The organism is Aristophania sp. ESL1142 (genome assembly GCF_058107345.1).
Genome location: NZ_JBYLUH010000001.1, coordinates 880,890 through 894,418 on the forward strand (window position 1 = coordinate 880,890; position 13,529 = coordinate 894,418).

Genomic DNA, 13,529 nt, shown 5'->3' on the forward strand with positions numbered 1-13,529 from the left:
TTGTGCTTGATAGTGCATCTGGCGGATTTCCCTTGTTATGGACAGGCGAGCGGATTGGGTTTTTGAATTTTCAAAGCTCAATCTATGGGTAATCCGATCTGTGAAGACAGATCAACGAGGAGACAGGTTTTGGACCGTACGGAAAAACGGGCCTTTGTTGACTTCCTCGCAAAGGTGTTTGGCAGCGCAAACATTGTAATCGTGACTGAAAATAAAGGTCTCACGGTTGCTGATGTCACTGAGCTTCGTCGCAGCATCCGCGCGGTGGGAGCCTCCTACAAGGTCGCGAAAAACCGGCTGGTCAGCCGTGCTCTGGATGGGACCCCATTCGACAGCATTGCGCCATTGCTGAAAGGGCCGACCGCGCTTGCGTGGTCCGATGAGCCTGTGGCAGTGGCCAAGGTGTTGGTCGAGTTCGCCAAGAAAAATGAGAAGCTCGTCGTCCTCGGTGGTGCGCTTGGCGGTCAGGCACTTAGTGTCAATGCCGTTAAAGCCCTTGCCGAGCTGCCGTCGCTTGATGAACTGCGTGCACAGCTGGTGGGTATGATCAATACACCTGCCACGCGTATTGCAGGTATCACTCAGGCTCCGGCTGGTCAGCTTGCTCGTGTTCTTGGTGCCTATGCCAGAACCGGCGGGACAGAAGCCGCTTAAACACAATCTTGGCCTTCCTTGAGGAAGGTCATAACAGATTTATTGCATTATTAAGGAAACTCACATGGCCGACTTGGCAAAACTGGTTGACGAACTGTCAGCCCTGACCGTTCTCGAAGCTGCTGAACTCTCCAAGCTTCTCGAAGAGAAATGGGGCGTTTCTGCTGCTGCTCCAGTTGCAGTTGCTGCTGCTGCTCCTGCTGCTGGTGGCGAAGCTGCTGCTGATAAAACAGAATTTGACGTCATTCTCGCTAAATCTGGCGACAAGAAAATCAATGTCATTAAAGAAGTTCGTGGTATCACAGGTCTTGGCCTGAAAGAAGCGAAAGACCTCGTTGAAGGCGCTCCAAAAACACTTAAAGAGGGCGTTTCCAAGGACGAAGCTGAGAAAATCAAGAAACTTCTTGAAGAAAACGGCGCTACAGTCGAAATTAAATAAATCTCGGACAGGGGGTATTCTGTTCAGGAATACCCAATGGAACGAAAAGCAGGCGGGTGCTGGAATCAGTGCCCGCTTTGTTGCCGTTTGCAAAGAAAGTGCTTATATAAGTACCTCTTTGATTTTTTGTGTTTAGAACCAGAGCCAGTCGTTCAAGTCGTCTGACAAAGGACAGCATTTCTCATGGCGGGGGATGTACAGGCAGGCGACTCGGAGGTCTGGTGCAGAGGCAGGAAGAGATGAACGCAATTACGAAATCGTTCACAGGTCGTAAAAGAATTCGCAAAAGCTTTGGGCGCATTCCCGAGATTGCGCCTATGCCCAATTTGATAGATGTGCAACGCGCTTCTTATGAAGCGTTTTTGCAAATGAATGTGCGTCCTGACAGCCGCCGGATGGAAGGTCTTCAGGAAGTATTCAGTTCTGTTTTTCCAGTGCATGATTTTGCTGGGAAAGGGCGTCTCGACTTCATTAATTATGAATTTGAAGAGCCTAAATATGATGTGGAAGAATGCATTCAGAGAGGGTTGACCTATTCAGCACCTCTGAAGGTCGTTTTGCGTTTAACAACATGGGATATTGACGAAGATACAGGTACACGTTCCATCCGTGATCTGAAAGAACAGCCAGTTTATATGGGCGACATGCCTTTAATGACTGAAAATGGTACTTTCATCATCAATGGCACAGAACGTGTGATCGTGTCTCAGATGCACCGTAGTCCGGGTGTTTTCTTTGACCATGATAAAGGAAAGACACATTCTTCGGGTAAGTTCCTTTTTGCTGCCCGTATTATTCCTTATCGTGGTTCGTGGCTGGATTTTGAGTTTGATGCGAAAGACATCATCCATGTCCGTATTGACCGTAAGCGCAAATTGCCTGTTACAACTCTGTTGTATGCAATGCGGGGCGAAAATTACCTCAATAAAAGTGAGGAAGTGCGTCTTGAAGGTGGGGATGTCGACGCGATTGAAGTTTCAGGGATGGACGAAGATGAAATCCTGGCGAACTTCTATGGCGTGGTTCCCTTTACCCGTCAGGGGGAAGACTGGGCCCGTCCATTCGAGCCGGATGCTTTCCGTGGCCTGAAATTGTTGAGCCCTCTGGTTGATGCTGATACAGGCGAGGTTGTTGCAGAAGCAGAGACGAAACTGACAGCTCGCACTGTCCGCAAGATTGCTGAAAAGACAAAAATTGTCCGTGTTGGTCGCCTTGACGTTATTGGCCGGTTTATCGCTCGTGACCTCGTTAATGAGCAGACAGGCGAAATCTATGCCGAGGCTGGGGAAGAGCTGACTGAAGAGTTGCTTGAAACACTCGAAGGTCTCGGAATTACAGATCTGCCTACACTTGCTATTGACAGCATGCATGGTCCCTGGATCCGTAACACTATGATGGCAGATAAAAACAATTCGCGTGAAGAAGCGCTGATTGATATCTACCGGATTATGCGCCCTGGTGAGCCACCAACCCGTGAAACGGCTGAAGCCATGTTGCATGGCTTGTTCTTTGATCCAGACCGTTATGACCTCTCCGCTGTCGGTCGCGTCAAGATGAATATGCGTCTTGATGTTGATGTCGAGGATTCTTATCGCACTCTGCGTAAAGAAGACATTATCCGCACGATCAAAATCCTCTGTGATTTGAAAGACGGGCGCGGTCAGGTTGATGATATTGATAATCTGGGTAATCGTCGCGTTCGTTCTGTTGGCGAATTGATGGAAAATCAGTATCGCATCGGCCTGCTCCGTATGGAGCGCGCGATCCGTGAGCGTATGGGTTCTGTCGATATTGATACAGTTATGCCTCATGACTTGATTAATGCCAAACCAGCTGCGGCAGCTGTGCGTGAGTTCTTTGGTTCTTCACAGCTCAGCCAGTTTATGGATCAGACCAATCCGCTCTCTGAAGTGACGCATAAGCGTCGTCTTTCAGCGCTTGGCCCAGGTGGTCTGACGCGTGAGCGTGCCGGTTTTGAGGTGCGTGACGTTCATCCAACGCATTATGGTCGTATCTGCCCGATTGAGACACCTGAAGGCCCGAATATTGGTTTGATCAACTCTTTGGCAACATATGCCAAAGTGAATAAGTACGGCTTTATTGAAACACCTTATCGTCTGGTTAAGGATGGCGTGTTGCAGGATGGGTGGAAATACCTCTCTGCAATGGAAGAAGAAAAGCTCGTTGTGGCACAGGCTGATGCCAAACTTGACGGAATGCGTCTGACTGATGACCTGGTGACAGTGCGTCAGCAGGGGGACTTTCGTCTAGTGCCGCCTGAGCAGGTCACGGCTTGTGACGTGTCTCCAAAACAGCTGGTTTCTGTTGCTGCGGCTCTGATCCCGTTCCTTGAAAATGATGATGCTAACCGCGCCCTTATGGGGTCGAACATGCAACGTCAGGCCGTGCCTTTGCTGAAGGCGGATGCGCCTTTGGTTGGTACAGGTATGGAGGCAGCTGTTGCCCATGATTCAGGAGCAACCATTATCGCCAAGCGCGGCGGTATTGTTGATCAGCTTGATGGTGCCCGTATTGTTGTACGCGCGACAGATGAGCATGGTGCAACACTTGGTGTTGATATTTACCGCCTGCGTAAATATATGCGTTCCAATCAGTCAACCTGCTTGAATCAGCGTCCACTGGTCAAGGTGGGAGACAGGGTCGCTGCTGGCGATATCATTGCTGATGGTCCTTCCACAGAGCTGGGTGAACTGGCTCTCGGTCGTAACGTGCTTGTCGCGTTTATGCCCTGGAATGGCTATAACTACGAAGACTCAATTCTGATTTCCGAGCGTATTGCCCGTGATGACGTCTTTACTTCAATCCATATTGAAGAATTTGAAGTCATGGCACGTGATACAAAACTGGGTCAGGAAGAAATCACACGCGACATCCCTAATGTTGGTGAAGAAGCGTTGAGAAATCTTGACGAAGCCGGTATTGTCTATGTCGGGGCTGAAGTGAATCCCGGTGATATCCTCATCGGAAAAGTGACGCCAAAGGGCGAAAGCCCAATGACGCCAGAAGAGAAGCTTCTTCGCGCGATTTTTGGTGAAAAAGCATCTGACGTACGCGATACTTCTCTGAAGCTTCCTCCAGGAACAAGCGGTACGGTTGTTGACGTTCGTGTGTTCTCACGTCGTGGTGTGGATAAAGATGAGCGCGCCATGGCGATTGAGCGTGCTGAAATCGAACATCTCGCAAAAGACCGTGATGATGAGCGTTATATTCAGGAGAGAAGTTTCTATAACCGCCTGAAAGAACGCCTGACGGGTCAGGTTGCTGCTGCTGGCTTTAAGGGCCTTAAGTCTGGAACGGAAATTACAGTTCAGGTTCTTGGGGATATTCCCCGTGGTGGCTGGCGTAATATTCCTGTAGCAGATGCGGCAGTAACGGCTGAGCTTGAGACGCTTTGTCGTGAATTTGACAGCGCCATGCGCCGGATCAATACGCGTTTTGACAATAAGGTCGAAAAACTTCAGCGTGGTGATGAGCTGCCACCTGGTGTGATGAAGATGGTCAAGGTCTTTATCGCTGTGAAGCGTAAGCTTCAGCCTGGTGATAAAATGGCTGGTCGTCACGGTAATAAGGGTGTGGTTTCACGTGTTGTTCCTGTCGAGGATATGCCATTCCTTGAGAATGGTCAGGCTGTCGACCTCGTTCTCAATCCGCTCGGTGTGCCATCACGTATGAATGTCGGTCAGATTCTTGAGACACATCTTGGCTGGGCCTGTGCCAATATTGGTCAGAATATCGGTGAGCTGGTGGATGAGTATCAGCGCACGGGTGAGCGCCGTCAGGAGTTACTCGACCGTTTGAAAGATGTTTATGGTGAGCGTGTCTATAATGACGACATTGCAACCTTATCCAACGAACAGCTGATTGAGTTGTGTGAGAACCTTCGTAAAGGTGTGCCCATTGCGACACCAGTCTTTGATGGAGCCTCAATCCCTGATATTGAGCAGATGCTTGAAAAAGCAGGTGTTGATAAATCAGGGCAGTCACAACTGATTGATGGTCGCACAGGTGAGCCTTTCGAGCGTAAAACGACAGTAGGCTATATTTATATGCTGAAACTACATCACCTTGTTGATGACAAGATCCATGCACGCTCCATCGGTCCTTACTCACTGGTTACCCAGCAACCTCTTGGTGGTAAGGCCCAGTTTGGTGGACAGCGCTTTGGTGAGATGGAAGTGTGGGCACTTGAAGCTTATGGTGCTGCTTACACACTTCAGGAAATGTTGACGGTTAAGTCTGACGACGTTTCCGGTCGCACGAAGGTTTATGAAGCGATTGTGCGTGAGCAGGATGATTTTGAGGCCGGGATACCAGAGAGCTTTAACGTACTTGTTAAAGAGTTGAAGTCACTCGGTCTGAATGTTGAACTTGAGCAGGGGGCATCGTAAGACCGGTGCTTTCAGCTTTCTCTCTACAGTTCTCTTTTAACGTGCCGGCGGGACGCCGTCTGGCACAGCGGGGTTTCGGTGCATGAACGAACTCATGAAGATTTTGGGGCAATCTGGTCAGTCCGTTTCTTTTGACCAGATCAGGATTCAGCTTGCTTCCAGCGAGCAGATTCGTTCCTGGTCTTACGGCGAGATCAAAAAGCCGGAAACGATCAATTACCGTACGTTCAAGCCTGAACGTGATGGGTTATTCTGCGCGCGTATCTTTGGTCCTACCAAGGATTATGAATGCCTGTGCGGTAAATATAAGCGGATGAAATTCCGCGGTATCGTTTGCGAAAAATGTGGTGTTGAAGTCACTCTGGCCAAAGTGCGTCGTGAACGTATGGGGCATATTGAGCTGGCTTCTCCAGTGGCTCATATTTGGTTCCTGAAGTCGCTGCCCAGCCGCATTGCAACGATGCTTGACCTTCCTCTCAAGGATGTTGAGCCAGTACTTTATTTCGAGAAATTCCTTGTTCTCGATAAAGGTGTTTACGAATCGGACGAGATCGAATCTTATAAACTTGGTAAACGCCGTGATCAGTACCTTCTTGATGAGGTGCGTTGTGAAGAGCTGCTCGACACCTATCCTGATGCCGGTATTGAAGTCGGGATCGGTGCTGAGGCCATTAAACGTGCTCTGGCAAGCTATGACTGGGGTATTCCCAATGCTCAGGAGCGTGAATTAAGCGCAGCAGCAAAAGAACGTGGTGAGCCGGATCCTTTTGACTATGACGCTGAAGTCATGGAAGGCGATTCCGAAAAAACCATCATGCGCAAGAAATTGCGTAAGGCGACGTCTGAAGCGGCTCGTAAAAAGCTCGTTAAACGCCTTAAGATGGTGGAGTCCTTTGTCGAGAGCGGTGCTCATCCTGAATGGATGATTATGGACATTGTTCCGGTCATTCCTCCTGAATTACGTCCGCTTGTGCCTCTGGATGGGGGGCGTTTCGCCACATCAGATCTGAATGATCTTTATCGTCGTGTTATTAACCGTAATAATCGTCTGAAACGTCTGATCGAACTGCGTGCGCCTGATATTATTGTTCGCAATGAAAAGCGCATGCTGCAGGAAGCTGTTGATGCGTTGTTTGATAACGGCCGTCGTGGTCGGGCCATTACAGGTGCGAATAAACGTCCGCTGAAATCTCTTTCAGATATGCTGAAAGGGAAGCAGGGCCGTTTCCGTCAGAACCTGCTGGGTAAACGCGTTGACTATTCAGGCCGTTCCGTGATTGTGGTCGGGCCTGAGCTGAAACTGCATCAATGCGGTCTGCCCAAGAAGATGGCGCTTGAGCTCTTCAAGCCGTTTATTTACTCCAAACTGGAGAAATATGGCCACGCGACAACCATTAAAGCTGCAAAGCGTATGGTTGAAAAAGAGCGTCCAGAAGTTTGGGATATCCTCGAAGAGGTTATTTCCGAACATCCTGTGATGCTTAACCGTGCGCCTACGCTTCACCGTTTGGGTATTCAGGCGTTTGAGCCTATTCTGGTTGAAGGTAAGGCTATTCAGCTTCACCCGCTGGTCTGTACCGCCTTTAATGCGGACTTTGACGGTGACCAGATGGCTGTTCACGTGCCGCTATCTCTGGAAGCACAGCTTGAAGCGCGCGTGTTGATGATGTCAACCAACAACATCCTCAGCCCTGCTAATGGTAAGCCGATTATCGTGCCATCTCAGGATATTGTGCTTGGGCTTTATTATCTGAGCCTTGAAGTGCCTGAATACGCCCTGACTTCAGATGAAGCTGAGATCAAGGACGGCAAGGTCGTCAAAGCAGGACCTCCTGCCTTTGGTAGTGTCGCTGAGATTGAATCCGCCATTGCATCAAACGTTCTGAAGCTACATGACAAGATTCGTCTGCGTATGGATACGGTTGATGAAAATGGCCAGGAAATTCGCAAGACCTTTGTTACAACGCCTGGTCGTGCGCTGATTGCCCAGGTTCTTCCGCAGCATGCAGCCATTCCTTTCAGCCTGATCAACAAGCAACTGACGAAGAAGAACGTGTCTGATGTTATTGACGCGGTTTACCGTCATTGCGGTCAGAAAGAAGCGGTTATTTTCTGTGACCGTCTGATGGCACTTGGTTTCCGTCACGCTGCCAAGGCAGGAATTTCCTTCGGTAAGGACGATATGATCGTACCAGCCGAGAAAGCAGTCCTGGTTGATCGTACGGCAGCTGAAGTTAAAGAGTTTGAGCAGCAATATCAGGAAGGTCTGATCACTGCTGGCGAGCGTTATAACAAGGTTGTTGATGCCTGGTCACGCTGCACGGATGAAGTGCAGGCTGCCATGCTGAAGGAGATTTCCAAGCAGGTTATCGGTAAACCAACCAATTCCGTGTGGATGATGAGTCATTCTGGGGCCCGTGGGTCGCCGGCTCAGATGAAACAGCTTGCTGGTATGCGCGGTCTGATGGTGAAGCCGTCAGGTGAGATTATCGAACAGCCGATTATTGCCAACTTTAAAGAAGGTCTTTCGGTTCTCGATTACTTCACGTCAACGCATGGTGCCCGTAAAGGTCTTGCAGATACTGCGTTGAAAACGGCTAACTCCGGTTATCTGACGCGTCGTCTGGTCGACGTGGCGCAGGATTGTATCATTACTGAAGAGGATTGCGGTACTGAGCGCGGTCTGACAGTTCGTGCTGTTATGGATAGTGGTGAAGTTGTCTCTTCTCTTTCTGAGAGGACACTTGGCCGCACATTGGCGCGTGATGTTATGCATCCAGCAACTGGTGAGCTTCTTCTGGAACGCAACACACTTCTTTCTGAAGCCGATGTTGAGATTCTGGAGAATGCCAATGTCGAGAGTGTTGAAATCCGTTCAGTGCTGACATGTGACAGTCGGGTGGGAATTTGCGGGCGCTGCTATGGCCGCGATCTGGCTCGCGGTACACCAGTCAATATTGGTGAAGCTGTCGGCGTTATTGCTGCGCAGTCCATCGGTGAGCCAGGAACACAGCTGACGATGCGTACCTTCCATATTGGTGGGGCTGCGACACGTGGTGCTGAACAATCAATGGTTGAGGCTCTTCGTGATGGTAAAGTGAAGATCAATAACTTTAACGTTGTTGAGAATTCACAGAAAGTTCCTGTCGTCATGTCAAGAAACTGTGAAATCCTGCTTCTTGATGAAAATGACGTTGAACGCGCTCGTTATCGCGTACCTTATGGTGCCCGTTTGATGGTCTCTGAAGGGCAACAGGTTACACGTGGCCAGAAAATGGCCGAGTGGGATCCATATACCCTCCCAATCATTACCGAGCAGTCAGGAACGGTTGAATATCTTGACCTGATTGACTCTATCACCCTCGTCGAGCGTATGGATGAGGTGACCGGTCTGACGTCACGTGTTGTGGTGGATTATAAGCAGTCTTCTAAAGGCGTTGACCTTCGTCCACGGCTTCAGCTTAAAGACGAGAAGGGTAATGTGGTTCATCTTGCCAACGGCAATGAAGCTCGCTACTTCCTGTCTCCAGATAGTATTCTGTCTGTTGAAAATGGTGCGACGGTTCATGCCGGTGACGTGCTGGCCCGCATTCCGCGTGAAGGCTCCAAGACCCGTGATATTACGGGCGGTCTTCCACGTGTTGCAGAGCTCTTTGAAGCACGTCGTCCCAAGGATCATGCAATTATTGCCGAAGGTGATGGTCGCGTTGAATTCGGTAAGGATTATAAAGCCAAGCGCAGCATTATCGTGAAAAACGATGAGACAGGCGAAGAAACAAGCTATCTGATCCCGAAAGGCAAGCATATTTCCGTGCAGGAAGGTGACTTTGTCCGTAAGGGTGATCCACTGGTAGATGGCCCTCGTGTCCCTCATGATATCTTGAAAGTTATGGGTGTTGAGGCATTGTCTGATTATCTCGTTAATGAGATTCAGGATGTTTACCGACTGCAAGGTGTGAAGATCAATGACAAGCATATTGAGGTCATTGTTCGTCAGATGTTGCAGAAAGTGGAGATTACAGAGCCGGGTGATACAACATATCTCATCGGTGAAACTGTAGATCGCGTTGAGTTTGAGAGAGAAAACGAAGATCTGCTCGCAAATGGCCGCCGGCCTGCGCAGGCACTTCCTGTCTTGCAAGGGATTACAAAAGCCTCATTGCAGACAAATTCATTTATCTCTGCGGCGTCCTTCCAGGAAACCACACGTGTTCTGACTGAAGCGGCAACATCTGGTAAAGTCGATTCACTTGGTGGCCTGAAAGAAAACGTTATTGTTGGTCGCCTGATTCCAGCAGGAACAGGTGGTACAATGCGGCGCCTGCGAGCAATAGCTGCTTCACAAGCTCAGCAACAAATCACGCAGTCTCCCTCAGATATAGAGGATGCTGCTGAGTAATCTGTGCACGTTAAAGCCTCTCTTTCCACAAGAGAGGCTTGACTTCAGGGACGTGCCCTTTTAGGGTCCGCTCGAAAAGACGATTCCTTTACGCTTTCATAGATGAAGGAATCGCTCACAGGTTAACAAGTCGTGCCCGAATCTACGCTTTCTTTTTCTTGAAGAAAGAGGTAAAGACCGGGCATATTTAGAGTGGTCCGGGGAAGATGAGAAATCATTCCCTTGGGCTTTTTGTGCAAGGACAGGCGGTTTAGACCGCGTGTCGGTTTAAACGGATGTCATGACAGGGGATTGTCTCCTGTCAGCATATGGACAAAGGATTGGGAAGGGCGCATGCCGACCATCAACCAGTTGATCGCAAAGGGCCGTGAGCCGGCCGCCAAGCGGAACAAGGTTCCTGCTCTGCAGGGATGTCCGCAAAAGCGTGGTGTTTGCACGCGTGTCTATACAGTAACACCGAAGAAACCGAACTCCGCCCTGCGTAAGGTTGCCAAAGTGCGTCTGACCAATGGGTATGAGGTGGTTAGTTATATTCCCGGTGAAGGGCATAACCTCCAGGAACACAGTGTCGTTCTGATTCGTGGTGGACGTGTAAAAGACCTTCCGGGCGTTCGCTATCACATTCTTCGTGGTGTGCTTGACACACAAGGTATTGCCAAACGTCGTCAGCGTCGTTCGCTGTATGGCGCGAAGCGGCCGAAATAAGGGGTATTTGGAATGAGTCGCCGTCATCGCGCTGTAAAGCGTGAGATCCTTCCTGATCCGAAGTTCGGAGATGTCGTCATTACACGTTTTATGAACGCTCTGATGTACGACGGGAAAAAATCAACTGCTGAACGTATTGTTTATGGGGCGCTTGAAGTTCTGCGCCGCCGTGGTGGTGCTTCAGCAGATCCTATCGCAATGTTTCACTCAGCGCTTGATAATGTAAAGCCGGCTGTTGAGGTCCGGTCCCGCCGTGTAGGTGGTGCTACATACCAGGTGCCAGTTGAGGTGCGTGCAGAACGCCGCCAGGCACTGGCTATCCGGTGGCTGATTGATGCTTCCCGCAAGCGTGGTGAAAACACCATGCAGGACCGTCTGTCGAATGAATTGATGGATGCGGTTAATAATCGCGGTGCTGCCGTTAAAAAGCGGGAAGATACGCACCGTATGGCTGAAGCGAACAAGGCGTTCAGTCACTATCGCTGGTAATTATACCGGCGATCTTGTTGCCAGTATTTGCGAAAACTGACGTGGAAGCAGATACTGGATTGAAGTTTTTAGTCTTATCCCTTGTTCATAGTGGATAAGGGTTATGGAGAGAGACGATGGCAAAGGCTAAATTTGAGCGGAATAAGCCGCACTGCAACATCGGCACCATCGGTCACGTCGATCACGGCAAGACCTCGCTGACTGCTGCTATTACAAAAACACTGGCTAAAACAGGTGGCGCTGTTTACAGCGCTTATGACCAGATTGATAAAGCTCCTGAAGAGCGTGCACGTGGTATCACGATTTCTACAGCTCACGTTGAGTATGAGACAGAGAAACGTCACTATGCTCACGTTGACTGCCCAGGTCACGCTGACTATGTGAAGAACATGATCACTGGTGCTGCTCAGATGGACGGCGCTATTCTGGTTGTGTCTGCTGCTGACGGCCCAATGCCCCAGACACGTGAGCATATCCTTCTTGCTCGCCAGGTTGGTGTGCCTGCTCTTGTTGTCTTCCTGAATAAAGTTGACCAGGTTGACGATCCAGAGCTTCTTGAACTGGTTGAGATGGAAGTTCGCGAACTTCTTTCTTCCTATCAGTTCCCAGGCGACGAAATTCCTGTCATTAAAGGGTCCGCTCTTGTGACTCTTGAAGACGGTGACCCAGAACTGGGTGAAAACCGCGTTCGTGATCTGATGGATGCTGTTGATGCATACATTCCTCAGCCAGAGCGTCCAGTTGACCGTCCGTTCCTGATGCCAATCGAAGACGTGTTCTCGATTTCAGGTCGTGGAACTGTTGTTACTGGCCGTGTTGAGCGTGGTGCTATTAACGTTGGTGACGAAATCGAAATCGTTGGTCTTCGTGACACGACAAAGACAACAGTTACCGGTGTTGAAATGTTCCGCAAACTGCTTGATCGTGGGGAAGCTGGCGACAATATCGGCGCTCTTCTTCGTGGCACGAAGCGTGAAGACGTTGAGCGCGGTCAAGTTCTTGCAAAACCAGGTTCAATTACGCCTCATAGCAAATTCAAAGCTGAAGCTTATGTGCTGACGAAAGAAGAGGGTGGACGTCATACGCCATTCTTCACAAACTATCGTCCACAGTTCTACTTCCGTACAACGGACGTTACCGGTGTTGTCCATCTACCAGAAGGTGTTGAGATGGTCATGCCTGGTGACAACGTCACTATGGATGTCGAGCTGATTGCTCCGATTGCTATGGATGAAGGCCTCCGTTTCGCTATCCGTGAGGGTGGGCGTACGGTTGGTGCTGGCGTGGTTGCCTCAATCACGGCTTAAGTCCCCTGATTAGCCATTGACTCTGGGGCCCCGGTCGATTTTTTGTCGGCCGGGGTTCCATTTCACTTGAAATGGCTATAAGAGGACAGTCGGAAAATTTAGTTGGATAAAAACAGACCATGGACGACCAGAACATCCGAATTCGCCTTAAGGCTTATGATCACCGTGTGCTTGATAATAGCACAAGGGAGATTGTTAATACGGCGAAACGTACGGGTGCGCGGGTTCGGGGTCCCATCCCGCTGCCTACGCATATTGCACGGTTTACCGTGAATCGTTCACCTCATGTGGATAAGAAAAGCCGCGAACAGTTCGAAATGAGAACACATCGCCGCCTGCTCGACATTGTTGAGCCAACGCCGCAGACCGTGGACGCCCTCATGAAGCTCGACCTCGCCGCTGGCGTTGACGTCGAGATTAAACTTTAAGGTCCAGACGATGCGTACCGGATTGATTGCAAAAAAGCTGGGGATGACCCGGCTCTTTAAAGAAGATGGCACACATGTGCCTGTGACGGTGCTGTACCTCGATAATCTCGAGGTTGTTGATGCACGTACCAATGACCGTGACGGCTATACCGCTGTGCAGCTTGGTATTACAAATGCAAAGACGAAACACGTCACGAAAGCGAACCGCGGACATTTTGCTCGCGTAAAAGTTGAACCCAAGCGTAAGCTTGTTGAGTTCCGTGTTGCTGAGGATGCACTTCTGACGCCAGGCACAAAAATTTCTGCTGCACATTTTGTTGTTGGTCAGAAAGTTGACGTGACAGGTCAGAGTAAGGGTAAAGGTTTCGCTGGTGTTATGAAACGCCACAACTTTGCTGGTCTGGAAGCAACGCACGGTGTCTCAATCAGTCACCGCTCTCATGGGTCTACGGGGCAACGTCAGGATCCTGGCAAAGTCTTCAAAGGTAAGAAGATGGCCGGTCATCTTGGTGATGAACGTGTAACGACACAGAATTTAGAAATTGCGGCTGTCGATGAAGAACGTAACCTGATTATGGTTCGTGGTGCTGTTCCTGGCGCCAAGAATGGTTATGTCCTGGTTCGCGATGCAATCAAGAAAGCCCGCCATGCGGACGCACCCTATCCGGCTGCGACCGTTGGGGCTGCCGGGTGAGGGAT

The 13,529-nt window shown here is 49.9% G+C and carries 9 protein-coding genes; all 9 read left to right on the forward strand.

The features are described from left to right. Positions 1 to 129: 129 nt before the first annotated feature. The 9 genes from rplJ to rplC all read left to right on the forward strand — a co-directional run bounded on the left by rplJ (position 130) and on the right by rplC (position 13,524). The gene (rplJ, locus tag AC3B6P_RS04110) at positions 130 to 654 is read left to right on the forward strand and encodes a 50S ribosomal protein L10 (RefSeq protein ID WP_489804856.1); all 525 of its coding nucleotides are present in this window, start codon (positions 130 to 132) and stop codon (positions 652 to 654) included. A 64-nt stretch (positions 655 to 718) separates the two neighbouring features. Further along, positions 719 to 1,093, forward strand: coding sequence for a 50S ribosomal protein L7/L12 (gene rplL, locus AC3B6P_RS04115; protein ID WP_489804857.1), 375 nt, complete (start codon positions 719 to 721; stop codon positions 1,091 to 1,093). A 239-nt stretch (positions 1,094 to 1,332) separates the two neighbouring features. Further along, the gene (gene rpoB / locus AC3B6P_RS04120; protein WP_489805540.1) at positions 1,333 to 5,502 is read left to right on the forward strand and encodes a DNA-directed RNA polymerase subunit beta; all 4,170 of its coding nucleotides are present in this window, start codon (positions 1,333 to 1,335) and stop codon (positions 5,500 to 5,502) included. A gap of 82 nt (positions 5,503 to 5,584) precedes the next feature. Beyond that, on the forward strand, positions 5,585 to 9,901 hold the full coding sequence (rpoC, locus tag AC3B6P_RS04125) for a DNA-directed RNA polymerase subunit beta' (protein ID WP_489804858.1): 4,317 nt from the start codon (positions 5,585 to 5,587) through the stop codon (positions 9,899 to 9,901). Positions 9,902 to 10,234: 333 nt separating this feature from the next. Next, positions 10,235 to 10,606, forward strand: a complete 372-nt coding sequence (gene rpsL, locus AC3B6P_RS04130; protein ID WP_023979007.1) for a 30S ribosomal protein S12 — start codon at positions 10,235 to 10,237, stop codon at positions 10,604 to 10,606. A 12-nt stretch (positions 10,607 to 10,618) separates the two neighbouring features. After that, complete coding sequence (gene rpsG, locus AC3B6P_RS04135; RefSeq protein ID WP_489804859.1) at positions 10,619 to 11,095, forward strand: 30S ribosomal protein S7; 477 nt, start codon at positions 10,619 to 10,621, stop codon at positions 11,093 to 11,095. A gap of 116 nt (positions 11,096 to 11,211) precedes the next feature. Beyond that, positions 11,212 to 12,402: an elongation factor Tu gene (gene tuf, locus AC3B6P_RS04140; protein ID WP_489804860.1), complete on the forward strand. Its 1,191-nt coding sequence runs from the start codon at positions 11,212 to 11,214 to the stop codon at positions 12,400 to 12,402. 119 nt (positions 12,403 to 12,521) lie between these two features. Continuing rightward, entirely contained in the window at positions 12,522 to 12,830 is a 309-nt protein-coding gene (gene rpsJ / locus AC3B6P_RS04145) for a 30S ribosomal protein S10 (RefSeq protein ID WP_141450932.1), read from the forward strand. Between the two features lie 10 nt (positions 12,831 to 12,840). Beyond that, positions 12,841 to 13,524, forward strand: coding sequence for a 50S ribosomal protein L3 (rplC, locus tag AC3B6P_RS04150; RefSeq protein WP_489804861.1), 684 nt, complete (start codon positions 12,841 to 12,843; stop codon positions 13,522 to 13,524). The last annotated feature ends 5 nt before the right edge of the window (positions 13,525 to 13,529 follow it).

Coding starts and splice junctions, on each gene's coding strand:
- rplL (WP_489804857.1), top strand. CDS start 719: ATGGCCGACTTGGCAAAACTGGTTGACGAACTGTCAGCCCTGACCGTT.
- rpoB (WP_489805540.1), top strand. CDS start 1,333: ATGAACGCAATTACGAAATCGTTCACAGGTCGTAAAAGAATTCGCAAA.
- rpoC (WP_489804858.1), top strand. CDS start 5,585: ATGAACGAACTCATGAAGATTTTGGGGCAATCTGGTCAGTCCGTTTCT.
- rpsL (WP_023979007.1), top strand. CDS start 10,235: ATGCCGACCATCAACCAGTTGATCGCAAAGGGCCGTGAGCCGGCCGCC.
- rpsG (WP_489804859.1), top strand. CDS start 10,619: ATGAGTCGCCGTCATCGCGCTGTAAAGCGTGAGATCCTTCCTGATCCG.
- tuf (WP_489804860.1), top strand. CDS start 11,212: ATGGCAAAGGCTAAATTTGAGCGGAATAAGCCGCACTGCAACATCGGC.
- rpsJ (WP_141450932.1), top strand. CDS start 12,522: ATGGACGACCAGAACATCCGAATTCGCCTTAAGGCTTATGATCACCGT.
- rplC (WP_489804861.1), top strand. CDS start 12,841: ATGCGTACCGGATTGATTGCAAAAAAGCTGGGGATGACCCGGCTCTTT.